Below are 25575 nucleotides of genomic sequence, written 5' to 3'. Positions count from 1 at the left end.
CTCGTGGATCGATTCGGCGATTTCGACCATCTTGTCGTTGCCTTCCGGCTGGTCGTCCACGTATTCGTAGGTGCGGAGCGCGACCCACAGTCCGAAGATGCCGAACACAAATCCGAGGTAAGCAAAATTGTACGACGCATCAAACGCCGCGAACACGATATAGAGCAGAAGGGACAGGCCGACAAAAATAACCTCCCCTTTATATTCCTGAATCATTCCGTATTTTCCTCCGTCGTTTGATTGGCTTGCGTTTCGATTTCCGTGAGAATCGCTTCCACTCTCTCTACCGCAGTTTCAACCATATCGCTGAGCGGCTCCATTTCCCCCTCAGAAAATGGAGAGAGGACGTAATCCACGATTTGATGTTTGTTCTCGGGCCGCCCGATGCCCAGCCGGATGCGGGCGAAGCGGTCGGTGCCCAATCGTTCGATGCAGGACAGAACGCCTTTTTGCCCGGCATCGCCGCCCTGAAACTTGCGCTTGATCTTGCCCAGCACCAGGTCGATGTCGTCGTGAACCACGACCATGCGTTCCGGGGGGATGTTCCAGGCGTTGAGGAGCGCCTGCGCGGCACGGCCGCTTTCGTTCATGTAGGTCATGGGTTTGGCGATGACCACCCGATGCCCCTCGATCTCCCCCTGGCCGTACAGGGAGCGGTGTTTGTGCTGGTTCAGTGGAATGCGGTGCTTCTCCGCAAGATTGTCCACCACCATGAACCCCACATTGTGCCGCGTCAGTTCATACTGCGGCCCGGGGTTGCCCAACCCAAGAATCAGATACACAACGTCTCAAGAATGTGACGAAGTCACGAGTCGGATTTTCCGCCCTCTTTAGTTGCGGCGGCTTTTTCACCTGCTCCGGCTTCTTCACCCTCCAGGGCTTCCTCGCCTTCCGGAGCCTCAACCTCTTCCTTGACCTCGTGGATGGAGACCACGGCTTCTTCCGGATCGTCGATCACCTCAATCCCTGCCGGCAGTACCAGATCGGACACGTGCACGACCTGGTCCATTTCCACTTTGGTCATGTCCACCTTGATGTCGTGCGGGATGTCGGCCGGGAGGCAACGGATGTGCAACTCGTCCAGCGACTGCTGAACGATGCCGCCCAGCTTTTCCGCGGGCGACTTGCCGTCGAGCAGAATGGGCACGACGGTTTTGATTTTTTCCGTCATGTCCACTTCATAGAAGTCCACGTGCTCCCAGCCCTCGCGGATGGGGTGCGACTGGTGGTCCTTCACGATCACCGTGCGTTTCGGCACGGAGTCGGACTCCAACGACAAGTTGATGAGGGTGTTGATGCCGTAAGCCTCGATGAGCTTGCGCAGTTCCTTGTGGTTGACCGTAACGGAGACCGGGTCGCTTTGACCGTAAATGATGCCGGGCAAAAGCCCCTCCGCCCGCAAACGGCGATTGGCGGCCGTGCCGCGCTGTTCCCTGATGGTGCCCTTCAGTTCTTTTGACATGACTACAAATTATCCTCCGCATCGAACAGCGAGCTGATCGATGACTCACTGTGAATCCGCAAAATGGCCTCGCCCAGAAGGGAGGCAACGGACAGAATCTTGATCTTGTCGATCGATTTCAAATCATCCCGCAGCGGGATGGTGTTGGTAGCAATGATGGACTTGATGGGCGACTCGCGGATCCGGTTCCCGGCCGGCCCGGAAAGGACGGCGTGGGTGCAACACGCGTGCACTTCCGCCGCGCCCGCCTCCAGTAATGCGTTGGTTGCCTCCATCAGCGTGCCCGCGGTGTCGATCATGTCGTCCACGATGATGCAGACCTTGCCGCGCACATCACCGATGATGTGCATGGCTTTGGCGACATTGATTCCATCCCGGCGCTTGTCGATGATGGCCAGCGAACAGCCGAGGCGCTTGGCGTACGCCCGCGCCCGTTCCACACCGCCCGCATCCGGGGAAATCACGACAATATTGGGCAATTTAAGGCTTTTAATGTAACTGATCAGGACATTGACTGCAAATAAATGATCGACGGGAATGTTGAAAAATCCCTGGATCTGCCCGGCATGGAGGTCGATGGTCAACACCCGGTCGCACCCGGCGGTGTGCACCAGGTCGGCGACCAGCTTGGAGGTGATGGGCACCCGCGGCTCGCATTTGCGATCCTGGCGGGCGTAGCCGTAGTAGGGAATGACGGCGGTGATGCGTTTCGCCGACGACCGGTTGAGCGCATCGATCATGATGAGCAACTCCATCAGGTTGGTGTTGCCCGGGGCGCAGGTGGGCTGGATGACAAACACGTCGCCACCGCGAACATTCTCTTCGATGCGGACGTACACCTCCCCATCCGAGAAGTCCTTGATCACCGTCTTGCCCAGCTCGATGTTCATGTACTGGCAGATCTCATGGGCCAGATCGGGGTTGGCCCGGCCGGAAAATACCAGCACCCTTCCATTATCGCTCATGCCTGTATCGGTCCTGTCCTTGAAACAGTGGTGGCTGGGGCGGGAGGATTCGAACCTCCGAATGCAGGATCCAAAATCCTGTGTCTTAGACCGCTTGACGACGCCCCAATAATTCGTTCAACCTGAAATCCGGTTTCCGCGCTCCTTTTCCCTCACGCAAGAGCTGTGTGTACCCAGCCGCAACAGTCCGGCTCCCGTATTTGCCTGGGTTGTCCGGTGAATTTTGAATAATGACAATATGGGCAGGAGAAAAAGAGCCCGGGTTCGATTGGGGTTTCCCGCGGGTTGGCGTTCGGCCCCCGGCCTGTCAGGGATAATCGAGCATCTCTTCAGGCAGGAACTCCGCGAACCGGGAAACCGTCTCGGCCACAAAGACGTCCCAATCGGTTGCCTGAAGACGGGTGAAAGCCTGCTCGGCCTGCTCCCGGCTGGAAAAAATACCGAACACGGCGGAACCGCTGCCGGACAGGAGCACCCCCTCCGCATCGAGCGCACTCAACGCGTCCCGGGCCTGCTTGACGACAGGAAACCTTTGTAAAACATAAGGTTCCAAGTCGTTGTGGAGATGGGCGGCCAGACCGGCGACATCCGATCGAGAAAAAAATTTTTGCAAAATACTAATCGTTTTCGGGGGGGTTGTCAATTCTAAATTCAGGCCGCGATAGACCTCTCCGGTGGGCACGACGAGCCGTGGGAAAATAATAACAAGGTGCATTTTTTCAGAAGGTTCCAGAGGCTCCAGCAACTCCCCCCGGCCGCGCCCGACGGCCTGCGGCGCGGACAGGAAAAAAGGAATATCTGAGCCCAAACGGGCGGCAAATTCATGAAGCGCGGACCGCTCCAGTTTGAGGTCCCACAGCCGGTTGAGTCCCCATAAGACGTAAGCGGCGTTGCCACTGCCGCCGCCCAGCCCGGCTCCGGCGGGGATATGTTTTTTCAATCGGATACGGCACCCGCGCCCGGCCGCCGCCGGGACCGACTCCCTCAGCATCTCTGCCGCCCGCACCGCCAGGTTGGTGCCATCTGTGGGAATACCAGGCGCGTCGCATTCGAGTGCGATGTCTTGCTCCCGCGATTCCAGCTCGATCTCGTCGTACAGGCTGACCATCTGGAACAGGGTTTCGAGTTCATGAAAGCCGTCGTCGCGCTTGCCCAGCACGAACAAGCCCAGGTTGATTTTTGCGGGGGTGCGGAATGCCAGTTTCATGGGGTTCTAAAGATCAGGGGGCGGTGCGGTTTGGAAACAGTTCGAACACATCGTCGGCAATGGCCGGGTTCACCTGTGGGTTGCGGTAGTTCAATATCACTTCATCGTTCTCATGATGGCGCTGGACGGTGACCCGGTGTGGAAAGTACACGGCCCCGATCCATTTCGCCTCCGCCCACGCCACGGAATACAGTTTGTCGCCATTTTTGTAGCGCGTCATGGCCACGGGATGCAGGGTGCCGGCATCGATCTCGATCTCGGTGCGTTCTTTGCGGACGGGGTCGAAGGCGTCGAGCACGTAGAGGTTGCCCGCGCGGGCGGTGATGCGCTCCACCTTCAGCCGGTCGTAGCGCGGCACCTTGCCCAAAAACACGCTGATGAACTCGGCAAAATCGAACGACGCGCCGAACAGGTCCGACATCATGTACCACGCTTCGGCGCCGGTGTGCACGATATTTTTCTGCGGGTCGTAGATCTGAATACGGCCGGGATGAAAGATGAATACACCCAAGGGCTGGCCGAAGTTGCTCAGCGTGTCGAGGCGGATCGACTGGTCGTTGCGCGCCACCACCGTCTGGCGGAGGACGTGGTCCACCAGGCGTGTGCGGATGCGTGTGGTGACGAAGGAGCGGACGCTGTGCACGCTGTTGTGGTGACGGTCGAGCGCCTTGAGGATGGCTTCATCGGAAACCGTTTTGACCGGAGGCGGCTCGGGCGCGGGGGGTGTGGTCTGGCAGGCGGCCAAAGTCAGAAGGGCACAGCCAGCCAGCCAACTGCGAACGGGATGGAATGCTTTCATGCGGTGGACCGGAATGCGCTGTCACAGGACACGTGGTCAGCGCCCCTCCAACAACTCGTCCGCTTTGCGGATTTTCTCCTGGAGCAGATTGAGATCCGGCATCTCGCCGCCGGAACTGCTCTTCTGCCGGGTGAGCACGAGGCTGGTCTTCCAGGCCTTGCGGGCTTCGCCGATGTTCTTGAGCGAAAAGTGGATATCGCCCAAATGGTCATACAACACCGGATCGGGCTCGGTGTAGATGAGCGCCTTCTTGATGTGGGCGAGGGCTTTTTCCGGTTCGCCTTTCTTGTAATAGATCCAGCCCAGGCTGTCGAGAAAATAGCCGTTTCTCGGCTGAATGCTGAGTGCCTGCTCCAGGTGGTACAGTGCGCGGTCGAGCTTGATGTTGCGCGAGGCGTACATGTAGCCGATGAAGTTGTGCGCGTTGGAATGGTTCGGATTGATCTCGAGAGCCTTGGTCATGTTGGCGATGGCATCCTCGTAGCGGCCCATGCGCTCGAGCAGTGCGCCCTTTTCGAAGTAGTAGGCGTCGTGCGATTTGTTGAGCGCGATGGCGTGATCGATCGCCTTCAACGCTTCCTTGTTGCGGTTGAGCGACATGTAAGCGAGCGTCAGGGCGTGGAACAGGCGGTGGTTGTGCGGGTCCAGCTCCACCGCGCGGTCGAGCAGGTTCACCGACTGCGGCATGTTTTCATTGAGTCCATAGAGGCGCGCGAGTTTGAGCAGGACCTCCACCGAATCCGGCTCGCCGGAATAGCGGCGGTAGGCCTCGATTTCCTGGATGGCCTTGTCCGGGCGGCCCAGCACTTCGTAAATGCGGGCGATGGTGAAGCGCACTTCCCTGTCCTCGCTCTTTGCCAGCACCAGACGGAATTCATCGACCGCTTCCAGGTACATCACCTGCTGGTAAAAGATGGCGCCGATCATGCGGTGGATGTCCGGTTCGTCCAGCGCCATTTCGGGCAGCGTCACGTTTCCCGACAGCTTTTCGGTAACCGGGTCCCACACCTCGTTGAGCGCATCATAGCGGTCCGCCACCTGCAAGTTGGACGGGTCGAGTTTTTTCAGGATGCGGTACTGGGTGATGGCTTCCTGGTATTTTTCCTGCTGTTCCAATGCCAGCGCCAGGGCCTGCCGTGCCTCGATCATGCTGGGGCGGAGCGATACCGATTTCTTCAGCTTGTCCTCCGCGCCCGCGGGATCCCGCGTGTCCAAAAGCGTGCGGCCGTAATAATAGAATCCCAGCGTGTTGGCGGGGTCGATCACCGACACCTTGTGGAACCAGTCGCGCGCCTCGTCAAACTGCTTCAACTGGCGCAGCGCAACGCCGGCCATGAGAAACGCGCGCGGGCTTTTGGGATCGAGTTCCGACACTTTTTTGTAATGGGTGAGCGCGTCCTCATAACGTCCGCGGCTGGCCAGGATGTCGCCCACGATGGTGTGCATGCGGGTGTTATCCGGAAATTTGCGCAGGCCGCGCTGGCCCACCTGCAGGGCCTCTTCCAGTTTGCCGATGCGCTGGTAGAGCACCATCAGGTGCGTGAGAAACGGTTCATGTTCCGTCTCCAGTTCCACCACTTTGGAATAGTGCTCGGCGGCGCGGTCAAAATCGCCTTCCCGCTCGTACTTGAGGTCCATCATGAAATGGTAGTACGCGCGCGGGTCACGAAAGCGGCCGGGATTCTGTTCGTTGAGCTTGCTGATGTGGCGGACGGCGTAGCTGTTCTCGAAGTCCGGCGCGCCTTCCTGGATTTCGGTATCGAAACCGGGCATGGTGTCGCCGATCGTCGCGCAGTTGGACAACCCGGTCACGGCAATGAGCGCCAGCGCCACGAAGCGGAACTTGTGCGCCAGCCGGGTGAGGGTTTCCTTGAGCGCCGGATCCTGAATGCGGTCCAGTGAATCCGCACCCACGGGCAGAGTGGGGTTGGCGTTCGGCAATGGGGTGTTTCGCATACGTTTGGGTTTCCTTTTAGAGGACGACGGCTGGGTTTCCGGCCGGATGTCGTAATGAATGCGGGTGAAGCGGGAGGTCCGAAGCGACCGGTTCAACCCTTCCAGGATCCGTGTGTCCAGCGCCTTCAGCGGAGCCAGCCATTCGGGACCGTCCACCTGCACGAACAGGGTCTTTTCCGTGACGCGGATGATGCGCGTGTGGCAGGCGAGCTTCTCGCCGACCAGAACCTCCCAGACGAAACCGATGCGCTCGGTCATGTCTTCATCGCCTTGTTCCGGGATGGCGGTCAATACGTCGGGCAGAATGTTACGAATGGACGCCCAACGGTGTGTGCGGCCGGACCCGTCTTTCATGGTCAACACTCCTGAATCCATCTATCCCACCATTTTATAGGGAGCGGAACCCTTTTCAAACCATTTATTGTAACAGGAGATGGCGTGAGCGCGAGGTCTTCACTGCAAGGACTTGCAATGCGGCGGGTTTCCGAACGGCGAAGCAGAGGAAGAGGTACAGGGAAGGGCCTCACTTCCCGGCGCAGACTATGGGTTGCCGCGATCAACCCACGTCGTCCGCCGCAGGGTATGGGAACCGCGGTCCACCCTGTACGAACCTCGGGGCATGCCCTACATCCGGGACGCATCCCGGACCCATGAGCCTACTTTAGTATCATGGAGTGAGTAGCAAAAGCGAAAGGCAACCATGTAATAAAGTGGGCTTTGCAAAAATCATTGAAAGTCAAAGGAAGCCACCCTCACCCCAGCCCTCTCCCGTCAAGGGAGAGGGGGTTTTAAGAATTCCTTCTCCCCTTGCGGGAGAAGGTTAGGATGAGGGGGATTTATGACCTTTCCTGATTTCTATTTGCAAACCTCTCCTTCTCAAGGAGGGGAAACCGGTTTGCCGTCCGCCGCAAAAGACCGGTGCCGATCCGCACGCAATTGTGGTTTACTGAAAGACGTCATGCGCACCCGCACCGTCCTCCTCATCACCGGCATCGCCTCCGTCCTGCTGTACCTCGCCCTGTGGCGGCTGTCGCTTGCGTTCAACTGGGGCGAAGGCTACGCCGAGCGGCCGATCCTCGCCTACCTCGCGCTCTACGCCGCGCTGTTCGGCCTCTACGCGTGGGCGGCGCTCAAAATCCTGAAGTCGCGCTACGACTGGAACACGTTGTGGCTGATTCTCATACTGGGCCTGCTGTTCCGCGGCGCCATCCTGCCCGCCGACCAGATTCAGGAAGACGACATCTACCGCTATCTGTGGGACGGCAAGGTGTTCGCCCACGGCGTCAACCCGTACAAGTACTCGCCGAATGAAGTGAGCCGGCTCAAGGAGTTCATGATCCGCGATCCCGCCAGCTTCGAGGCGACGTATTCGCCGGACCAAATCCGCGAGCTGACCCGGTTGTATCAGTTGAAGTGGCAGTCGGACAAAAGCCTGGTGTACATGGAGCGCATCAACCACCCCGGCGTGCCCACCATCTATCCGCCGATGGCGCAGTACGTGTTCCGCCTGGTGCACACGCTGAAACCCGACAGCATTGCCATGATGCGCCTCGCGTTTTTCGTGTTCGACCTGATGGCGGTCGCCTTCATCGCCCTCACACTCCGCGCGCTGGGGATGAATCCGAACTGGTGCCTCGTTTATTACTGGTGCCCGCTGGTCATCAAAGAGACGTTCAACTCGACGCACCTCGACATCATCGGCATCGCATTTTTGACGGGCGCAATCTATTTCCTCGTGCGCGCGCGGTATTACGTGGCGTACTTCTTTCTTGCGCTCAGCGTATTGGGCAAGCTGTACCCGGCGATCCTCCTGCCGCTCTACCTCAAGCGGCAGTTGCAGAGTTTGACCGAACGAGGAACCTCGCCGTGGAAGGCGTGCGCCGCGGGCGCGGCTTTGTTCGTGGGGGTGGTGGCGGTGGGCTACCTTCCGTTCGTGAACATCGGGCGCGACGCGTTTGAAGGACTGGAGACCTTCACCACCTACTGGCAGAACAACGACAGCCTGTTCGCCTTGGTGCTGTGGTTTTACGGATCGCTTCTGGGGTTGTCGTCGGAGTTGCCTGTTGGCTTCTCCTACGACCTGCCGTCCCTGCTGGCCAAGATCACCGTGCTCGTCATCGTGCTCGCCGTGCTGGCGTATCTGTTCTTCCGCAAGGCGCGGATTGGGGGGGACGCCGACCGCGCCTGCCTCAGCGATCAGTTGATCATCATGGGGCTGGTCTTTCTGCTGAGCCCGGTGCAGAACCCGTGGTACCTGATGTGGGTGGTGCCGTATCTGTGTTTCTTTCCGTGGCGGTCGTGGCTACTGCTTACGGGACTCGTCGGCCTGTACTACCTCGATTTCTATTTCGAGTACCAGGACATGAAGCACCTCATCCCGTGGGTGGTGTGGATCGAGTTCACCCCCTTCTACCTCGCCTTCGCCTATGAATGGTGGCGCAGAAAACAAAACGTGTTGACCACCGACGCACACGGATGAACACTGATCCGGCTTGTCCCCGAAGGGGGTGTTCCGCCGAAAGGAGAGAACGGGGGAGGGAATTGTCTTCCCCAGTCGGCGGAAACCCAGACGGCATGACCGCCCCGCATGGGGGTCAGTTTTTAAGCGGTTGGCCGATTTCGCTCATAAAGGGCTCCTGCAAAAATACGGCGTTTCCCTTTCCCTGCTTTGGAGTTAGCCTAGAACCTGTAGTAACTACAGGTTCAAGAGGATTTTCAAATTTTTTTCGAGGTAGTCATGGCGGACCCAATGACCATTGGCGGGCTTTCCAGACAGACGGACTGTGGCATCGAGACGATCCGCTATTACGAAAAGGTCGGCATGCTTCCCAAACCGCGCCGCACCGAGGGCGGGCATCGCATTTACACCGAGGCGCACGCGCGGCGGTTGCAGTTCATCCGCCGGGCGCGGGCATTGGGCTTTTCACTCGACAACGTACGCCGGCTGTTGACGCTTTCCGAAGGCCGTCAGAAATCCTGCGATAAGGTGCAGACGCTGGCGGAGGCGCACCTGGAGGACATCCGGTCGCGCATCCGCGATTTGAAAGCGATGGAAAAAGTGCTGAAGGAGCTGGTGAGCCAGTGCACCGGCCGCACCGCCCCCGCCTGCCCCATTCTCGACAGCCTGCAAAATTAATCGGTGGCGCTGGGATGCAATGCGGGCGTATCCCGTCAGCAAAGGTCAGACGTTTTCCAGCACCAGTTCGTGGAAGGATTGGATGCGGGGTTGGGTGTCGGGAAAGCGATTGGTGCGGTCGATCAGGATGGGGTGCACGCCGGCGTTCTGCGCGCCGGTGACGTCGGTGCCCACCTCGTCGCCGATGTGGCAGGCTTCGTGCGGTTGCACGCCGCTCAACCTCAGCGCTTCCTGGAAGATGCCGATGTCGGGTTTCGCCGAGCCGACCACGGTGGAAGCCAGCACGAACTGGAAATACTTGCCCAGCCCGGTGTTGTCGATGATCTCCGGCAGGCGTGAGTCCCAGTTGGAAATCACTCCCAGCACCACGCCACGGGCTTGCAAGCGGTCCAGCAGGCCGGACTCGGTGACGTCCTCGAACACCCGCCAGCAGGCGTCACTGCGGAACACGTCGTAGATCTCGTCGAAGTAGGCGTCGAAGCGTTGCAGTCCGTAAGGCTCGAACACGCGTCGCACCAGCTCCTTCCAGAAACCGCGTTCCACTTCCGGCCCCTTGGCGGTGCCCAGTGACTCCATGCCGCCCATGCTTTTCCAGTGCGAGCGGAAGGCCTGGTTGAGCGCGTCCGGCTCGCCGTCGAATCCGTAAGGCCGGGCGTGCCTGGCGTACACGTCGCCCACTGAAGGATGGACGCGCAACAGCGTGCCACCGACATCAAAAAATACCGCCTTGAAATCCTGAATCATCTCCGCCTGCTCCCTCATAACCCGCCGAAAAAAAAGGCGCGCACCCAAGGGGTGCGCGCCCGCTTGCCGCCAAGGCAAGTATAACACCAAATGCAAGGAGGAGGTTGCGTTCAGTGCCGGTCAGGAAACAGATTCTTGATGGTGGCAATTACGCCGAACAGGAAGGCGGAAAATCCCGCATACCAGCCCAGGGCGTTTTTGCCGAAGAAGTCGATCAAGGGAGCCTGGTTCAGCGTGTAGAACCAGAACATGATGAAGAAGTAGAGGACTGCGAGTCCCAGGTACAGCCGGCCAAACAGCCAGAGGATGGACACAACCCCCAGCATGATTATGGTTCCTTCGATGGTCACTTCACAATGCGTCGGCCACATGGTCACTGCCTCGTCAATTCCTCAGGTTCAGCGCTGACCTTGGTGGACAAAAGTGAAAAGCAAAAGGAACCCGGTGGTCATGGTGAGAAACATCACCACGATCACGCTGGTCGGCGGCGACTGCAACATGGCGATCAGCGTCAGCTTGTTGGTGGTGACTGCCAGGTACATCCAGGACAGAAACCCCGTCCACATTGCGGTCTTGTACTTGCCCCATACCAGGAGCAGTCCCACCACCGCCAGGATCGGTCCGATCTGGTTCAGCGGAAACGACAGGTTCAACTGACTGAAATATTTTGCGACCTCTACGATAATGTCCATGGCTCGAACATCTCCAAAAAACAGAAAACCAAAACGAACAGGTTTGAACGAAATGCTATGCGGACAGAGGAGCAAGCCATGTGCCAAAAACCGGGAAAACGGGCGGCGTTTTCAGGTTGATGCTTTAATAAAAATTAATTCAATTGGTTATGAGGAGATCAAATTTGTGGGGAATCGCAGGGCGGACAACTTGAAGAAAGAATATTTATAATTTTTTATACATCACTCAAGGGTTAATGACTAAAAATTTAAACAGTGCGGTTGTTTTCTCATGGTTTGAAACAATAACTGCAAAGGGGGATTGTGCCAGAGGAGATGGGACTTCAGGCTTGTATGGCTTTTTTCAATATATTTCCGGGTTTTCGCGGTGCTGGGAAAGCGCCTGATCGTAGTCTTCCTGCGTATCAATTTCCATACACCCGTCGGTGACAATGAAGAACGGCTGGATCTGGGCGCCGGGCGCCACCTCGGAAAACGGGATCTCCCACAGGGTGGAAAGGAAGTCGTCGGGGCGCGCGTCGCAGAGCGCGATCAACCGCCGGGTCAGCTCTGGCGTCAGCAGGAAAAACCCCAGCGCTTCGCCCGCACATTTGTAGCGTGCTTTTTCTTCATCGGTGAGGTCGCGCTTGGTGACGAAGGAATGGATGTAGCCGGTATCATCCAGAAGCACCTTGGTGGCCTCGGTATCGTCGATGTCCACCGGCACGATGGCGAACGACGGCGGTTTGCAGTTGGTGACGTATTTCTCCAGCACTTCCCTTGGATACAGCACGTCGCCGTCCATGACCAGCAGATCGCCCTCGCGGCCGCGCAGTCCCAGAATCAGGGACAGCGTGTTGCCGGTAGTTAAATAGTCCGGGTTGTCCACGAACTCGATGGGGAGGGTGAGGTCCAGGCCGCCAACGTAGTCTTTCACCGCGTCGCGGTTGTGGCCGACCACCAGCACCGTTTTTTCCAGGCCGAGGTCCTGAAGGATGCGCAGGTGACGCGACAACAGGGTGTCATCGCCAAACGGCAACAGGCTTTTGTGTGGGATGTCGTCGCGGGCCAGGCGCGATCCATAGCCGGCGAGCAGGATGATGGCTTGCATAAGATGCAGGATTGTACTAGGACGTCGCTCAGGATGCAACGGGCGAGGCGGCGTAATTGAAATTCATCCGCTCGTCTGCCGGAATGCTGGACAGTTTGTGTGAGTAGGTGCGGCTGATCCACCCCTGCTTGCCCTTCTGGTACTCCACCTGGAACCACAGGGTGGTTTCCTTGACCAGCGGCACCGTGTCGCCATCGCGCAGTTTGCCGATCAGCTTGCCGCTTTCCACCGACGGTTTGGAGCGCACGTTCAGGTAGGTGCCGGGTTCGATGTCCACTTCCACCATGGTTTGCTTGGTAGACGGCGCGGGCGCCTTTTGGGCCAGCTTTTCGGGCGACGGTGTTTTTATTACGGGTTTTTCCTTCACCAGCTTTTCTTGGGGGATGGACGGTTTGGTTTTAACCGGTTCGGATTTCTTTTTCAGTGTCGGAGGGGGAGCGGTCTTGGTTTTGTCGAGGGCGGCGGTCTGGGGAGGCTGTTTGGTTTGGGTCTCGACGGAAGAGAGAACCGGCGGCTCGCCCGGCCCGCTTTCCTTCTTCGTGACTTCAACTGGAGGCTCCGGCACCGGCACCTTCTTGTTCTGATCCGGGGCTTGTTTCGACGGCTCCTGTTTTGCCAGCGCCGAAAAGGGGGCGATCATCTCCAGGTCCTCGGGCACCTCCTGCACCTCGGTTTGAAGAGACGGCACCTTGCCGCCGGGCGGCGGCACGCTTTCCGGCATCTCCACCGGTTCGGTCAACTGCGTCACCGGGATTTCCTTGGACTCCGGCACCAGCGGCGTCCCGCTGGTCTTGTCCGGCGGCTCCACCCCTTCCGGCTTGGGTGTGGAAGGCTTCACTTTAATATCCTGATCGTCGAGGCTCTTTAAAAAGTCATCCAGCGCCTCGTCGGAAACCTCCGAGCCGAACGGCTTCGCCTTTTTTTTCTGAATGGCGTTTTCCGGCTCCGTCTTCGCCACTTCCGTCGATTCCGGTTTCACCTTCAACGGTTTCTGCACACCGGCCTTGCCGAAGCTTTCGGTGTCGAAGAACGAATCGCCGGACGGCGCGACCGGTGCTTCTTCCATCACGCCCTGTGTTTTGGGCTTCTGCGTATCACCCACCGGAACCTCCGGCACCGCCTCTTCCGTAAACGGGTCCTTGAAAGTAGCCATCTCCTTCGGCTTCGCCTCAGGCTGTGGGGTCACCGTTTTCGGTGCCACGGGTGTGGTTTTGGAACCGATGGGTTCTTCCTTCGATTTCGATTCCGCGCCAAACAGGTCGGGCATGCCGGGGATCAGTGACGACAGGCCCGACGATGCCTCGCCGCCGTCCAGTTCCTTCAACCGCTGGCGGGCGCGCTGGGCGTTGATGCCTTCCGGGTACTTCTGGATGAAGTCGCGGTAGCTTTCCGGCGTGTCCATCCGCCGCACCTGTTCGTAGATTTTGTCTTCCACCTTTTCGATGCGGATCTGGATGCCCTGCTGTTCCTCCTGCGGAGAGATTTCGCGCAGGCGGTCGAGCTTCTGGATGGTGGCATCGAAGCGCTTGTCTTCATACAAGAGGTTGGCCTGGAGCTTCAGCGCATCGGCGAGGTTCTGCCGCAGGCGCGGGTCGCCCGGTTCCAGCGCCAGTCCCTGCTCGAACTGTTGCGCGGCCTGCGTCAGTTTGTCTTCCAGGTAATAGACGCGGCCCAGGTTGTTGTGGCCGTGAACGGACTTGGGATAGCGTTTCAGAAACACCTGCCACAATTCTTCCGCCTCTTTCAGACGGCCCCGGTTTTGCGCATCGAGCGCTTTGTAATACAACCGGTTGTCCTCGACCTGGAGGTCAGGGGGCGGGGTCTCGTAATGCGGCGTCAGGCGCTTCGGCGCGCAGGCCGCAACCAGCAATAGCAACAGCCCGGTGAGGGCCCATATGTACTTGTTATTTAAAGGGAACATCCTAAAAGAATAACCTTTTTTTTGGAAAGGTCAATAACTCTTGACTTAGATTTTATTTTCAGTAATCTGGACGAAATTTTGCCGGGGGTGTTCTCGTCAGAACTGAGAGCTCGTTAGGGCAACCCTCTGAACCTGATCTGGGTAATTCCAGCGAAGGGAAGGCACTCATAATGAATCGTCATTAAGCTGTACCCTTCTCTTCGACGGGGGTGCGGCTTTTTTTATTTGGTCTCCTTTTTAGTTTAGCGAAAAACGGGGTAACGGAAAATGCGACTGGTCATCAACGGCGAGGAACGGCAGACCGATTCCAGCGGAAACGTGGAGGAACTGTTGAAGGAGCTGGACATCACCGCACCGCACATCGCCGTGGCCATCAACCTGGAAGTCATCCCGCGCTCCCGTTACGCCGACACCCGGCTCAATGAAGGCGACAAGATCGAAATCGTTCATGCCGTGGGGGGCGGCGCGGGACATTCCACCCCACGACCCGATAACCTGTAATACAACGCATTGTTGAGAAAATACCATTATGACGACCACAGCCACTGAAACCGCAACGAACCAACTCAAGATCGGCGACAAGGTGTTCAACTCGCGCCTCATCGTCGGCACGGGCAAGTACCCGTCGTTCGAGATGAACAAGCAGGCGCTCGAAATCTCCGGCGCGGAGATGATCACCGTCGCCGTGCGCCGCATCGAACTGGACAAGACGAAGGAATCGATCCTCAACTACATCGACCCGGAAAAATACCAGCTTCTGCCCAACACCGCCGGATGCTTCAACGTGAAAGAGGCGGTGATGACCTGCCAGCTGGCGCGCGAGGCGGGACTGGGTAACTTCGTGAAGGTCGAGGTCATCGGCGACGAGAAAACCCTGTTCCCGGATAACGAAGCCACGCTGGAGGCGTGCAAACTGCTGGTGAAGGACGGCTTCACCGTTCTGCCTTACTGCATGGACGACGTGGTGCTGTGCAAGAAGCTGGAAGATGTGGGTTGCGCCGCGGTCATGCCGCTGGCCGCGCCCATCGGCTCCGGCCTCGGCATCCGCAATCCCTACAACGTGAAACTGATTCTGGAAGCGGTGAACGTACCGGTCATCATCGACGCCGGCGTCGGCACCGCCTCCGATGCGGCGCGCGCCATGGAACTGGGTGTGGACGGCCTTTTGATGAACACCGCCATTGCGCAGGCGAAGGACCCGCTCAAGATGGCCAAAGCCATGCGTCTCGGCGTGGAGTGCGGCCGCCTCGCGTACGAAGCGGGACGCATCCCGAAAAAACTGTACGCCACGGCGAGCAGTCCGCTGGACGGCCTGATCGACGTGTGACCGGGTTGCACCCGGAGGCAACATGACCGGCCAACCGCAATCCATGAAAACGCGGCTCATTCAAGACGTGGCGGAAGTGAAAGCAGACCAACTGCGATTGTTGCTGATCACGGACCTGAAGGACGTGCCGCGCGACCGGCATCTGGATACGGTCGAAGCCGCATTGAAAGGCGGCGTGCGCGACCTGCAACTGCGCGAAAAAGACCTGCCGCTTCGCGACCTGTTTTCGCTGGCGGTGGCGCTGAGGCAATTGACGTCGCATTACGGCGCGCGGTTGTACATCAACGACCGGGTGGATGTGGCGCTGATGGTGCAGGCCGACGGCGTGCACCTGCCGGAAGCGGGCCTGCCGGCGGGCGAGGTGAAGGCGCGGTACCCGCAGCTTCTGGTCGGCGTCTCCACGCATTCGCTGGAGAGCGCCGTGCAGGCGCAGGAAGACGGGGCGGATTACATCACCTTCAGCCCCATCTACGACACCCCGTCGAAAAGGCAGTACGGCGCGCCGCAGGGAGTGGACGCGTTGAAAGAAGTCGCCGGGCGGGTGAACCTTCCCGTTCTGGCTTTAGGAGGAATCAACCTGGAACGCATCCCGGAAGTCATGCGGGCCGGCGCACACGGCGCCGCTCTCATCCGCGGGATCTGGAACAGCACACATATCGAAAACGCATCGTCGAAATACATACAAGCCATCAAAGGAGAGTCCTGATGAATATGCCCAATCGCCCTTCCGGCTCCGCCCAGAAGGAAGAACTTAAAATCACACGGGATCCCATTTCCCCGAACAGCAGAAAGGTGTACGAGTCCGGCAAACTGTTTCCGGAAATCCGCGTGCCGTTCCGGGAAGTGACGTTGTCGCCGACCGCCATCCACAACCCGCAACCCGGCCAGCCGACGGAAGAGCCGAACGCGCCGGTCCTGATCTACGACACCTCCGGACCCTACACCGATCCGGAAGTCACCATCGACGTGCGCAAGGGCCTGGCTCCCCTGCGTGAGAAATGGATTCTCGACCGCGGCGACGTGGAAGCCTACGAGGGCCGCAGTATCCGCCCGGAGGACAACGGTTACAAGTCCGAGGACCAGATGCAGGACATCGAGCGCTTCGACCGCGCCGGACGCAAAGTTTACCGTGCCAAGCCGGGCCGCAACGTGAGCCAGATGCATTACGCGAAGCAGGGCATCATCACCCCGGAGATGGAATACATCGCCATCCGCGAAAACGCCAAACGCCGCCAACTGCTGGAAGACGCCGAGCGCGAAGGCCGCCTGAAGGGCAACCACTGGGGCGCGGCCATCCCGAACGAGATCACGCCGGAGTTCGTGCGCGACGAAGTGGCGCGCGGCAGGGCCATCATCCCGGTCAACATCAATCACCCGGAGATCGAGCCGATGATCATCGGCCGCAACTTCCTGGTGAAGATCAACGCCAACATCGGCAATTCGGCCATCGCCAGCTCCATCGAAGAAGAAGTCGAGAAGATGGTGTGGGCGACGCGCTGGGGCAGTGACACGGTCATGGACCTGTCCACCGGCAAGAACATCCACGAGACGCGCGAATGGATCATCCGCAACAGCGCCGTGCCCATCGGCACCGTGCCCATCTACCAGGCGCTGGAAAAAGTCAACGGCAAGGCCGAAGACCTGACGTGGGAGATTTTCCGCGACACGTTGATCGAGCAGGCGGAGCAGGGCGTTGATTACTTCACCATCCACGCCGGCGTGCTTCTGCGCTACGTGCCGTGGACGGCGAAGCGCGTCACCGGCATCGTGTCGCGCGGCGGCTCCATCATGGCCAAGTGGTGCCTGGCGCATCATAAAGAGAACTTCCTCTACACGCACTTCGAGGACATCTGCGAGATCATGAAAGCGTACGACGTCGCCTTCTCGCTGGGCGACGGCCTGCGGCCGGGATCGCTGGCGGACGCCAACGACGCGGCGCAGTTCGGCGAGCTGGAGACGCTGGGCGAGCTGACCGAGATCGCGTGGAAGCACGACGTGCAGACCATGATCGAGGGACCGGGCCACGTGCCCATGCACCTCATCAAGGAGAACATGGACAAGCAGTTGAAGGAGTGCAAGGAAGCGCCGTTCTACACGCTGGGGCCGCTGACCACCGACATCGCGCCGGGTTACGATCATTTCACCAGCGGCATCGGCGCCGCCATGATCGGCTGGTTCGGTTGCGCCATGCTGTGCTACGTGACGCCGAAGGAACACCTGGGTCTGCCCGACCGCGACGACGTCAAGCAGGGCGTCATCACTTACAAGATCTCCGCCCACGCGGCGGACATCGCCAAGGGGCATCCCGGAGCCAGGGTGCGCGACGATGCGCTCAGCAAGGCGCGCTTCGAGTTCCGCTGGGCCGACCAGTTCAACCTGTCACTCGATCCGGAGACGGCGCTCAAGTACCACGATGCAACGCTTCCGGCGGAAGGCCACAAGCTGGCGCACTTCTGCTCGATGTGCGGACCGCAGTTCTGCTCGATGAAGATCACACAGGACGTGCGCGACTACGCCGCCCAGCAGGGTGTGGAAGAAGGGAAGGCGCTGGAGAAGGGCATGGAAGACATGTCCCAGACCTTCAAGCAGAAGGGCGCGGAAATCTACCACCAGATGTGACGACACCCCCGCAAACCCCCCATTCTCTTTTGCCGGAGAATGGGGGGTTTTTGGAAATGCGCCGGAGATCAAACCTTTTCAAAAATCAAATCTCTCCGTATCTTCAAAATCTGACATCCACCCGCCTTTTTTTGTTAGGATGGGCCAACACGCCACAGGAATCCGGTCATGACCAGTCTCGACACCATCCTTTCCATCATTGTCGGCGTCCTCATCTTCGGGGCGGCGGTGTACGTGTTCCGCTCGCGCAAATACGAGCCGCCACCAGACCGCGAACAGCCGCCGTGGGAAATTCCCCTGCAACCGGGAAAACCGGAGCCGCAGTTCTCCGCGGAAGACCGCCAGTTTTTTGAGGAGGTGCTGGGCGTGGACGTGGACGAGCACCGCGAGTTCTTAAGGCCGCTCGCCGAGCTGGAAGAAACGCAGGGCGTGCATTTCCGCGACCTCTATGTGAACAACGAGGACCTCGCGCGCAATTTCTGGGAAGGGGTCGCGCATTCCTACTTTGAGGAAAAGCATTACGATCAGGCCGCCGACTCCTACCTCAAATCGCTCGGTTTTCACCTGAAGCAATCTGCCGAGGAGACCGCCGAGACGGCGCAGTTGCGTTGCAACCTCGGCATCGCGCTCACCGAAACCGGGCGCAGTGGCGAGGCCATCCACCAGTTCGAAAAATCCCTCCATTTCAACAACGAACAAGGCGGAGGCAACCACGAAGTCATCGCCGCCCTGCTCCACAACCTCGGCTGGGCGTGGGAAACGGAAGGCGACAACACCAAAGCGCTCGACTACTACCAGCGCTCGCTCGCGCTCTGCGAGGAGATCGGCGACGAAGACGGCGTCGAAAACCTAAAGCCGAAAATCCAGGCTCTCCAACACGAGAAATAGCGGACTCCCGGCCAGGCCGGGAGCGAACAGGCCACTGCCCGGTAGTCGCGGCGATAGTTGTCGAGCGCACAAAGGAATTTTTCTTGTGCCCCCGGGCGCTACCCGGCGGACTGCGTCCAAGGCAACTGGCTGCGGCTCAATGGTAACTGCGATGGTCTGCGGGCATTAGCCCGCTTCTTCCCCACGCAGTGGGGCGGGCTGGATCATCTCGCGCGCGTACTGCAGGGTGGCGTCGGTGATGGTCTCACCGCCGGACATGCGCGCGATCTCCTCCACGCGTTCGTCGTAGGACAGTTCGGTGATGGTCGAGCGGGTGCGTTTGCCTGTCACGCTTTTGTGCACGCGGTAATGCGCCGTGGCCATGCCCGCGATTTGCGGCAGGTGGGTGATGCAGAACACCTGCTTGGTGGCGGCGATCTTCTTGAGCTTCACCCCCACCTTTTCCGCCACCTTGCCGCCGATGCCCGCGTCCACTTCGTCGAACACGAGGATGGGGATGTCGTCCTGCTCGTTCAGAATCGATTTCAACGCCAGCATCACGCGCGACAATTCGCCGCCCGACGCGATGCGCGCCAAGGGCTTCAACGCCTCGCCCAGGTTCGGCGAGAACAGAAACTCCACCGACCCGATGCCTTCGCCATGCGCCTTCACCGTCTTTTTGTTGTACGTGGTGAAGCCGTCGGCGTCGGCTTCGTAGTCGAAGCGCACGCCGAACCGCACGTGCTTCATGCTGAGGTCTTTCAGTTCCTTCTCCACCGCCTTCTGCAATGTGTCCGCCGCCTGCTCGCGTTTCTTCGCCAGGTCCACCGCGAGCTTCGCCACTTCTTTCTGATGCTCGGCGATTTCTTTTTTCAGTCCGTCCACCGCTTCCTCGCCCAGCGACAATGACTCCAGCTCGTCGCCGATCTTTTGCCGGTACTCGAGGATGACGGCGATGTCGTTGCCGTACTTGCGTTTGAGGCCGTTGATCTCCGCCAGCCGGTCCTCGATCTCTTCCAGCCGCGTCGGACTGAAGTCGATGTGCTTCACGTAGTCGCGCAGTTCCGCCTCCAGCTCCTGTGCCTCGATGAAGGCGTTGCCGGCGCGCGTGGACTGCGGTTCCAGCGCCGGGTCGATCTCCGGTAGCCGGCCCAGTTCGCGGTCGATGCGTCCCAACAGGTCCAGCACCGATCCCTCCTGGTCGCTCAGCATGGCAAGCACTTGGTCGAGCGCGGCGCTCAGTTTTTCGGCGTGATTGAGTTTGTGTTTTTCGGCGCGCAGTTCTTCGTCCTCGCCCACGCTCAATGCCGCGTCGTCGATTTCCTTCACCTGAAATTGCAGGAGGTCCTGTCGTTGCAGGCGGTCGCTCTGGTGGTTGAGCAGGTGGTTGAGTTGTTCGACTTTCTTGCGGTACGCACTCCACGCAGACTGATACGCGGCCTTTTCTTTACCCAGTTTGCCGTAGCGGTCGAGCAGGCCGACGTGGTGCTCCGCGTGCAGGAGCGATTGGTGATCGTGCTGGCCGTGGATGTCCACCAGCCGCTGGCCGACGGTCGCCAAAGCGGAGACGGTGAGCGGGCTGTTGTTGAGGTAGGTGCGGTTTTTGCCTTCGAGCGTGATGAGGCGTTTGATGAGGACCTGGTTGTCTTCGACCTCGATGCCCATTTCGCGGATGGCGTCGAGCGTCGCCGGGTCGTCCACCGCAAGCACGGCTTCCACCGTGGCGGAGGATTCCGAGGAGCGGATGCTGTCGGCGTCGGCGCGTCCGCCGAGGATCAGGTTCAGCGCATCGATGATGATGGATTTGCCGGCGCCGGTTTCGCCGGTGAGGATGTTGAGACCCGGGCCGAACGTCACCGTCAGGTTGTCGATGATGGCGAAGTTGGTGATTCTCAGTTCCTGCAACATGGAAGGGTCAGTCCAGGCGGCGTTCGACGTCGCGCAGAAGTTCGCGGATGTGCCGGCGGTGTTCCTCCATCTGTGGATCTTCGTTCACGGTCCCGGCCAACCTGAGAGCATCCTGAAGTTCCCGCTGTGCGTCCCGGTACCGGCGGTCGGCCAGGTAGGACTGGGCGAGGTAGTAATGGTTTTCCCAGTTGCCCGGTCCCAGTTGGACGGCGGTTTCCAGATGCTTTATGGATTTTTCCAGATCGCCGCCCAAAAAGAAAGGCAATTCGTAAAGCATGCGTCCCAGCGCGCGGTCGGGTCCGCCGCCGTCGATGCCCGGGGCCAGTTGCCGCGCGCGTTCCATGCTGGTGCGGACGGGATCGATGATGTTCAGGCTGGCCCACAGCCCGCGCATCTGTCCCTGCCGCCCCAGGCACAGGCCGCGCAGGAAGTAGGCGATGCCCGCCTGCGGGTTGTGGTCGATCGCCTTGTCCACGTTTTCCAGGCACCGGGTCAGGTGCTCGGCCTTCACCTGCGGTTCCCATTGCGCCAGTTTGTAGTCGAGGTGCGCCAGCTGACAGAAGTCGCGGTGGGTCAGCGGCTGGTACTGGAAGTGCTTGACGAGGTCGATCTTGGCGCGCTGAACCGCATCCCATCCCGCCTCGCCCTGGTACAGGGTGCATGGCGCGGCTTCCACGACGGAGGAATGCGCCACCAGCGGGATCGAAACAAACGCGCAAACCAGAACCGCGCTCCTTAAAAATTTTTTGAATGGGATCAGTTTCATTGTAATGAGAATATGGGAAGGCTATGGATCAACTCCATAGCCGGGTTGTACCGAAACGTTGCGCCTCAAATTTTTCATTCCCACGGAGGGAGGCGGTTTACGATATAATCGTTATCACTACGTCGCAAACTGCATGGCAGGGCTTACGCACACTTTGAAATTCCCAACAATCTACCACAACTGTAAAAGCCGAAGGCAAGCAATCCAGTCTTTTACCCTGGCCATGGTGCTGGGGTTGTGCCTTCTCACAACCCTGCTCGCCGCCGTCCCGGCGCGGGCCGAGACGCCACAGGAAGCGGTGAAAAACCTGCTGGCCACCATCCAGCAGGTGAAGGAAGTCGAGGCGCTGTCACCCGACGAGGCGAAGGCCAACCGCAAGACCATGGACCAGGCACTGACCTACCTGGACGTGGCGGAGGTGAGCAAGCAAACCCTCGGCAAACACTGGAAGCCCCGCTCTGCCGGGGAACAGAAGCAGTTCATCCAGCTTCTGGGAGAACTCTTCCGCTACGTGGCGTTTCCCAACTCGGCCAAGTTTTTCCGCGAGCTTAAAATCGAGTACAAAGGCAACTCCAAAGACGGCGATGCCGCCACCGTGCCCGTCGTGGTGCACCATAAAGACGAGGGCGAAATCCGCATCGACTTCGACCTGTTGGAATCCGCCAGCCGCTGGCGCGTGGTGGACGTGATTCTCGATGGCGTCAGCATGCGCAACAACCTGAGGACGCAGTTCTACCAGATATTGAAGAAGGAAGATTTTCCCGGTTTGATCGCCCGTATGCAGGAGCGGCTGGACACCGCCCGCGGCGGCGGGGGATGATCCCTATCTTTCAGAAAAATTAGGCCCGCGCCCCGCCTCTGCGGTATGATGGCGGAACCTTATTACTCCTTAAAACACAGTCAATCTGCATGAAAAAAATCGGCATGATCAGCCTGGGCTGTCCCAAGAACCTGGTGGACACCGAAGGCCTGTTGGGCGACCTCAAACAGAACGGATACGAACTGACGGACAACTCCGCCGAGGCGGACGTGCTCATCGTCAACACCTGCGGCTTCCTGCAATCGGCGGTCGAGGAGTCGGTGAACACCATCCTCGAGATGGCGCGGCACAAACAAAACGGCGGCAAGTGCGAACGCCTCATCGTCACCGGCTGTCTGGCCGAGCGGCATCCCGAAGAACTCCTGAAGGAAATCCCGGAGATCGATCACCTTTTGGGCACCAAGCAGTACCCCCTGCTCAAAAACCTGATCCGCAACAACGGCGGCCAGCGCAACCTCGTCCACGAACCGGCACAGTATTTCGAAGCGTACAACCACCGCGTCGTCACCACGCCGTTTTACTCGGCGTACATCAAGATTGCGGAGGGTTGCTCCAACCAGTGCGCGTTCTGCATCATCCCCAAACTGCGCGGCCCCATAAAGAGCCGGCCCATCGACTCCATCCTCGAAGAAGCCCGCGCGCTGGCCGAGCAGGGGGTGAAGGAAATCAACCTGGTGTCGCAGGACACCACGCTCTACGGTTACGACCTGCGCATGAAAAACGGCCTGGTCGAACTGCTCGAACGCCTATCGGACATTAAAGGGATCGAGTGGATCCGCCTGTTCTACTGTTACCCGACGGTGGTCAACGACGCGTTGATCGACGCCGTGGCCCGGCTCGACAAGGTGGTCAAGTACATCGACGTGCCCCTGCAACACACGCACGATTTCATGCTGCAACGCATGAAGCGGCAGGAGCGGGAGGCGGGTGTGCGCGCCATGCTGAAAAAACTGCGCGACCGCATCCCCGGCGTGGCGCTCCGCACCACGTTCATCACCGGTTTCCCCGGCGAGACGGAAGAGCACTTCGTACACATGGAAAATTTTGTGCGCGAGATGGAGTTCGATCACCTGGGCGTGTTCGCCTACTCCGACGAACCCGGCACCACGGCGTACGACTACGCCGACAAGGTCGATCCGGCAATTGGCGAGGCACGCCGCGACCGGTTGATGGCGGCGCAACACGAAATTGCCACACGTCGCAATGCCGCACGCGTCGGCCAGGTGCATCCGGTGCTGGTGGAGGGGCTGGATGACGATGGCATGCTGTTGATGGGCCGCCTGCCGATTCAGGGACCGGACATCGACGGCCAGGTGATCATCGAGAACAGCCCGGTGGAGCCCGGCGACATCGTGCCCATGCGCATCACCGGATCGCTCGACTACGACCTCATCGCCACTGTGGATGAAACTTGACAAGCATCGACATCCTTCACTGTGTGAAGGATGTTAACGAAAGAATCCCCCCAGCCCCCTTTACAAGGGGGGACTGATCGGTCTCCTTCTCCCAGGGAGGTGGCATGCCTTTAAAACGCATCGGCATTCTGACCGGCGGCGGCGACTGCTCCGGCCTGAACGCCGTCATCCGCGCCCTCACCCTCTCCGCCATCCGCAACCACAACCTGAGCGTCATCGGCATCGAAAAAGGCTTCGAGGGGCTGGTCTTCAACCACTCGCAGGAGTTGACGCTCCGCAGTGTGCGCGACATCCTGCCGCAGGGCGGCACCATCCTCGGCACCTCCAACAAGGGCGACCCCTTTGCCTTCAAGGAACTGCACAAAGACGGACGCGTCACCACCCACGATTACTCTGGCCGCGCCATCGAGACCTTCCGCGACCTCAAGCTCGACTGCCTGTTCGTGATCGGCGGCGACGGCTCGCTGCAGATCGCCTACAAGCTGAGTGAGCTGGGACTGCCCATCATCGCCGTGCCCAAAACCATCGACAACGATCTGGAGGGCACCGACTACAGCTTCGGCTTCCACACCGCGGTGCAGGTGGCGACCGACGCGCTCGACCGCCTGCAGACCACCGGGCGCAGTCACGACCGGGTGATGATCCTGGAGGTGATGGGGCGGAGCGCCGGATGGATCGCGCTGGAGGCGGGGATCGCCGGCGGCGCGCATGTGATTCTGATACCGGAAATCCCTTTCGACTTCGATGTGGTGACCGCGAAGATCAAAGAACGCCAGACCATGCAGGCACCGTTCAGCCTGATGGTCGTCGCCGAGGGCGCGATGGAGAAAGATTGCCAGCCGATCACCCAGGAAGCCGCCACCACACGGCTTCAGGGCGTGCCGCAGTTGGGCGGCATCGGCAACCACCTGGCCACGCGGCTGGGGCGGGACATCGATCTGGAAGTGCGGTGCACGGTGCTGGGTCACCTCCAGCGCGGCGGCACGCCCATCGCCTTCGACCGGGTGCTGGGCACCCAGTTGGGCAGTTTCGCCCTGCACTCGGCAGTGAACGGACGCTTCGGCACCATGGTGGCGCTCCGCACCCCGAACCTGGAGCTGGTGCCGCTCAAGGAGCTGGCCGGACGCATCCGGCAGGTGCCGCTCGACTCCCAGCTGATCCGCACCGCCGAGTCGGTAGGCATCTGCCTGGGGCGGTGAGCGGGCGTGTCCCGCTACAAACGGGCGGCACCGGCAAGCCATCAAAATCCCTCACTACATTCAGTGATTGCGCAGGAAGAACCCCCCCTATCCCCCGCTATAAGCGGGGAACCGGAAGGGGGAACCGGTTGCCCCTCCCCGTGGGAAAGAGAGGGGGGTGGCGGGCTCCCGAAAACCTCCGGGTCCGCCCTTCAAAAAAGGTCAAAAATATTTTAAAAATTGCTTTGCTTTCCTCTGCGGACAATCTTATATTTTTTGTATAACCTCCTTGTTTTTGGGGTGTTATCCAAAAGTACGTAGGCCACGGCGCCTATGGTTTTTTGGTGTTCCTTTTCTTTGCTTGATCGAGACAAAATGGGAACGCTAAAAGGCACGACCAGGATGCGGGCAACCCAAATTGGACTCTCCGTCAAGAAATTTAAAAACGCCTGAGCAGGCAACTTTATTTTTTCTGGAGAATGAGACCCATGTCCAAGACCATTCGCAACAACAAACCGCAAATGGAAAAAAACCCGAAACAGCAGACCGGCCAGCCGGAACAGCGCAAATCGGCAAAACCGAAACCGTCCAAAGGCAAGTAATCGCTTAAACGGCGTAGTGAAAGCCGGGGAGGTGGCGTCCTGGTCCACCTCTTCCGGCTTTTTGTTTTTTTGTTTCTGAAAACGAACGACGTAAACACGAG

Annotated in this window: 22 protein-coding genes, 1 tRNA gene, 2 pseudogenes and 1 riboswitch; of the genes and pseudogenes, 10 read left to right on the top strand and 15 right to left on the bottom strand. The window is 59.4% G+C overall.

The window, feature by feature from the left end:
* The 8 genes and pseudogenes from J2S31_RS14515 to J2S31_RS14480 all read right to left on the bottom strand — a co-directional run.
* A pseudogene (locus tag J2S31_RS14515) lies at positions 1–216 on the bottom strand (sodium-translocating pyrophosphatase); the annotation flags it as partial.
* Positions 213–782 carry an aminoacyl-tRNA hydrolase gene (gene pth / locus J2S31_RS14510; protein WP_237099879.1) on the bottom strand — a complete coding sequence of 190 codons (570 nt, stop codon included), beginning with the start codon at positions 780–782 and terminating at the stop codon, positions 213–215. The pseudogene J2S31_RS14515 and the gene pth, both read right to left, overlap by 4 nt.
* Positions 783–805: 23 nt before the next feature.
* The gene (locus J2S31_RS14505) at positions 806–1462 is read right to left on the bottom strand and encodes a 50S ribosomal protein L25 (protein ID WP_237099878.1); all 657 of its coding nucleotides are present in this window, start codon (positions 1460–1462) and stop codon (positions 806–808) included.
* 2 nt (positions 1463–1464) lie between these two features.
* Positions 1465–2427: a ribose-phosphate diphosphokinase gene (locus tag J2S31_RS14500; protein WP_237099877.1), complete on the bottom strand. Its 963-nt coding sequence runs from the start codon at positions 2425–2427 to the stop codon at positions 1465–1467.
* A gap of 31 nt (positions 2428–2458) precedes the next feature.
* Positions 2459–2535: transfer RNA gene (locus tag J2S31_RS14495), tRNA-Gln, on the bottom strand.
* 199 nt (positions 2536–2734) lie between these two features.
* Positions 2735–3634, bottom strand: a complete 900-nt coding sequence (gene ispE, locus J2S31_RS14490) for a 4-(cytidine 5'-diphospho)-2-C-methyl-D-erythritol kinase (RefSeq protein WP_272908885.1) — start codon at positions 3632–3634, stop codon at positions 2735–2737.
* A 13-nt stretch (positions 3635–3647) separates the two neighbouring features.
* Positions 3648–4433, bottom strand: a complete 786-nt coding sequence (locus J2S31_RS14485) for a DUF4292 domain-containing protein (protein WP_237099875.1) — start codon at positions 4431–4433, stop codon at positions 3648–3650.
* Between the two features lie 36 nt (positions 4434–4469).
* Positions 4470–6743 carry a DciA family protein gene (locus J2S31_RS14480; RefSeq protein ID WP_237099874.1) on the bottom strand — a complete coding sequence of 758 codons (2274 nt, stop codon included), beginning with the start codon at positions 6741–6743 and terminating at the stop codon, positions 4470–4472.
* 604 nt (positions 6744–7347) lie between these two features.
* Here J2S31_RS14480 and J2S31_RS14475 point away from each other — a divergent pair.
* Together J2S31_RS14475 and J2S31_RS14470 are read left to right on the top strand one after the other, a co-directional pair.
* Positions 7348–8868, top strand: a complete 1521-nt coding sequence (locus J2S31_RS14475) for a DUF2029 domain-containing protein (protein WP_237099873.1) — start codon at positions 7348–7350, stop codon at positions 8866–8868.
* 258 nt (positions 8869–9126) lie between these two features.
* Entirely contained in the window at positions 9127–9525 is a 399-nt protein-coding gene (locus J2S31_RS14470; RefSeq protein WP_237099872.1) for a MerR family transcriptional regulator, read from the top strand.
* Between the two features lie 45 nt (positions 9526–9570).
* Here the strand turns inward: J2S31_RS14470 and J2S31_RS14465 are convergent, their stop codons facing one another.
* The 5 genes from J2S31_RS14465 to J2S31_RS14445 form a co-directional block, all read right to left on the bottom strand.
* Positions 9571–10269: an HAD-IA family hydrolase gene (locus J2S31_RS14465; protein ID WP_237099871.1), complete on the bottom strand. Its 699-nt coding sequence runs from the start codon at positions 10267–10269 to the stop codon at positions 9571–9573.
* 110 nt (positions 10270–10379) lie between these two features.
* On the bottom strand, positions 10380–10640 hold the full coding sequence (locus J2S31_RS14460) for a hypothetical protein (protein ID WP_237099870.1): 261 nt from the start codon (positions 10638–10640) through the stop codon (positions 10380–10382).
* Positions 10641–10667: 27 nt separating this feature from the next.
* Positions 10668–10961 carry a hypothetical protein gene (locus tag J2S31_RS14455; RefSeq protein WP_237099869.1) on the bottom strand — a complete coding sequence of 98 codons (294 nt, stop codon included), beginning with the start codon at positions 10959–10961 and terminating at the stop codon, positions 10668–10670.
* A 343-nt stretch (positions 10962–11304) separates the two neighbouring features.
* Positions 11305–12051 (bottom strand): phosphocholine cytidylyltransferase family protein, encoded by a 747-nt coding sequence (locus J2S31_RS14450; RefSeq protein WP_237099868.1) that lies wholly within the window; start codon positions 12049–12051, stop codon positions 11305–11307.
* 28 nt (positions 12052–12079) lie between these two features.
* Positions 12080–13972: an SH3 domain-containing protein gene (locus J2S31_RS14445; protein WP_237099867.1), complete on the bottom strand. Its 1893-nt coding sequence runs from the start codon at positions 13970–13972 to the stop codon at positions 12080–12082.
* A 73-nt stretch (positions 13973–14045) separates the two neighbouring features.
* Positions 14046–14149: riboswitch (TPP riboswitch) on the top strand.
* Positions 14150–14245: 96 nt separating this feature from the next.
* Here J2S31_RS14445 and thiS point away from each other — a divergent pair.
* From thiS to J2S31_RS14420, 5 genes and pseudogenes are all read left to right on the top strand, one after another.
* A pseudogene (thiS, locus tag J2S31_RS14440) lies at positions 14246–14473 on the top strand (sulfur carrier protein ThiS); the annotation flags it as partial.
* A 28-nt stretch (positions 14474–14501) separates the two neighbouring features.
* Positions 14502–15299 carry a thiazole synthase gene (locus J2S31_RS14435; protein WP_237099865.1) on the top strand — a complete coding sequence of 266 codons (798 nt, stop codon included), beginning with the start codon at positions 14502–14504 and terminating at the stop codon, positions 15297–15299.
* A gap of 22 nt (positions 15300–15321) precedes the next feature.
* Entirely contained in the window at positions 15322–16005 is a 684-nt protein-coding gene (gene thiE, locus J2S31_RS14430) for a thiamine phosphate synthase (RefSeq protein ID WP_237099864.1), read from the top strand.
* Positions 16005–17918, top strand: coding sequence for a phosphomethylpyrimidine synthase ThiC (thiC, locus tag J2S31_RS14425; protein WP_237099863.1), 1914 nt, complete (start codon positions 16005–16007; stop codon positions 17916–17918). Before thiE ends, thiC begins: the two co-directional genes overlap by 1 nt.
* 168 nt (positions 17919–18086) lie before the next feature.
* Positions 18087–18806 carry a tetratricopeptide repeat protein gene (locus J2S31_RS14420; RefSeq protein WP_237099862.1) on the top strand — a complete coding sequence of 240 codons (720 nt, stop codon included), beginning with the start codon at positions 18087–18089 and terminating at the stop codon, positions 18804–18806.
* Between the two features lie 165 nt (positions 18807–18971).
* Here J2S31_RS14420 and recN read toward each other — a convergent pair whose 3' ends face one another.
* Positions 18972–20693: a DNA repair protein RecN gene (gene recN, locus J2S31_RS14415; protein ID WP_237099861.1), complete on the bottom strand. Its 1722-nt coding sequence runs from the start codon at positions 20691–20693 to the stop codon at positions 18972–18974.
* A gap of 7 nt (positions 20694–20700) precedes the next feature.
* Positions 20701–21459: a tetratricopeptide repeat protein gene (locus J2S31_RS14410; RefSeq protein ID WP_237099860.1), complete on the bottom strand. Its 759-nt coding sequence runs from the start codon at positions 21457–21459 to the stop codon at positions 20701–20703.
* Positions 21460–21694: 235 nt separating this feature from the next.
* Here J2S31_RS14410 and J2S31_RS14405 point away from each other — a divergent pair, with 235 nt between their 5' ends.
* The 3 genes from J2S31_RS14405 to J2S31_RS14395 all read left to right on the top strand — a co-directional run bounded on the left by J2S31_RS14405 (position 21695) and on the right by J2S31_RS14395 (position 24893).
* Positions 21695–22279 carry an MlaC/ttg2D family ABC transporter substrate-binding protein gene (locus J2S31_RS14405; RefSeq protein WP_237099859.1) on the top strand — a complete coding sequence of 195 codons (585 nt, stop codon included), beginning with the start codon at positions 21695–21697 and terminating at the stop codon, positions 22277–22279.
* 89 nt (positions 22280–22368) lie between these two features.
* Entirely contained in the window at positions 22369–23694 is a 1326-nt protein-coding gene (rimO, locus tag J2S31_RS14400; protein WP_237099858.1) for a 30S ribosomal protein S12 methylthiotransferase RimO, read from the top strand.
* Positions 23695–23798: 104 nt separating this feature from the next.
* Positions 23799–24893, top strand: coding sequence for a 6-phosphofructokinase (locus tag J2S31_RS14395; protein WP_237099857.1), 1095 nt, complete (start codon positions 23799–23801; stop codon positions 24891–24893).
* Positions 24894–25575 lie beyond the last annotated feature (682 nt).

This window comes from Nitrospina gracilis Nb-211 (assembly GCF_021845525.1).
Lineage (GTDB): Bacteria > Nitrospinota > Nitrospinia > Nitrospinales > Nitrospinaceae > Nitrospina > Nitrospina gracilis_A.
This window is presented reverse-complemented; position numbering and strand designations above follow the sequence as displayed.

Coding starts and splice junctions, on each gene's coding strand:
- J2S31_RS14505 (WP_237099878.1), bottom strand. CDS start 1,462: ATGTCAAAAGAACTGAAGGGCACCATCAGGGAACAGCGCGGCACGGCC.
- J2S31_RS14435 (WP_237099865.1), top strand. CDS start 14,502: ATGACGACCACAGCCACTGAAACCGCAACGAACCAACTCAAGATCGGC.
- J2S31_RS14395 (WP_237099857.1), top strand. CDS start 23,799: ATGCCTTTAAAACGCATCGGCATTCTGACCGGCGGCGGCGACTGCTCC.
- J2S31_RS14445 (WP_237099867.1), bottom strand. CDS start 13,972: ATGTTCCCTTTAAATAACAAGTACATATGGGCCCTCACCGGGCTGTTG.
- J2S31_RS14475 (WP_237099873.1), top strand. CDS start 7,348: ATGCGCACCCGCACCGTCCTCCTCATCACCGGCATCGCCTCCGTCCTG.
- recN (WP_237099861.1), bottom strand. CDS start 20,693: ATGTTGCAGGAACTGAGAATCACCAACTTCGCCATCATCGACAACCTG.
- J2S31_RS14485 (WP_237099875.1), bottom strand. CDS start 4,433: ATGAAAGCATTCCATCCCGTTCGCAGTTGGCTGGCTGGCTGTGCCCTT.
- J2S31_RS14465 (WP_237099871.1), bottom strand. CDS start 10,269: ATGATTCAGGATTTCAAGGCGGTATTTTTTGATGTCGGTGGCACGCTG.
- J2S31_RS14410 (WP_237099860.1), bottom strand. CDS start 21,459: ATGAAACTGATCCCATTCAAAAAATTTTTAAGGAGCGCGGTTCTGGTT.
- J2S31_RS14455 (WP_237099869.1), bottom strand. CDS start 10,961: ATGGACATTATCGTAGAGGTCGCAAAATATTTCAGTCAGTTGAACCTG.
- thiC (WP_237099863.1), top strand. CDS start 16,005: ATGAATATGCCCAATCGCCCTTCCGGCTCCGCCCAGAAGGAAGAACTT.
- thiE (WP_237099864.1), top strand. CDS start 15,322: ATGACCGGCCAACCGCAATCCATGAAAACGCGGCTCATTCAAGACGTG.
- ispE (WP_272908885.1), bottom strand. CDS start 3,634: ATGAAACTGGCATTCCGCACCCCCGCAAAAATCAACCTGGGCTTGTTC.
- J2S31_RS14450 (WP_237099868.1), bottom strand. CDS start 12,051: ATGCAAGCCATCATCCTGCTCGCCGGCTATGGATCGCGCCTGGCCCGC.
- J2S31_RS14480 (WP_237099874.1), bottom strand. CDS start 6,743: ATGAAAGACGGGTCCGGCCGCACACACCGTTGGGCGTCCATTCGTAAC.
- J2S31_RS14470 (WP_237099872.1), top strand. CDS start 9,127: ATGGCGGACCCAATGACCATTGGCGGGCTTTCCAGACAGACGGACTGT.
- rimO (WP_237099858.1), top strand. CDS start 22,369: ATGAAAAAAATCGGCATGATCAGCCTGGGCTGTCCCAAGAACCTGGTG.
- J2S31_RS14460 (WP_237099870.1), bottom strand. CDS start 10,640: ATGTGGCCGACGCATTGTGAAGTGACCATCGAAGGAACCATAATCATG.
- J2S31_RS14500 (WP_237099877.1), bottom strand. CDS start 2,427: ATGAGCGATAATGGAAGGGTGCTGGTATTTTCCGGCCGGGCCAACCCC.
- J2S31_RS14420 (WP_237099862.1), top strand. CDS start 18,087: ATGACCAGTCTCGACACCATCCTTTCCATCATTGTCGGCGTCCTCATC.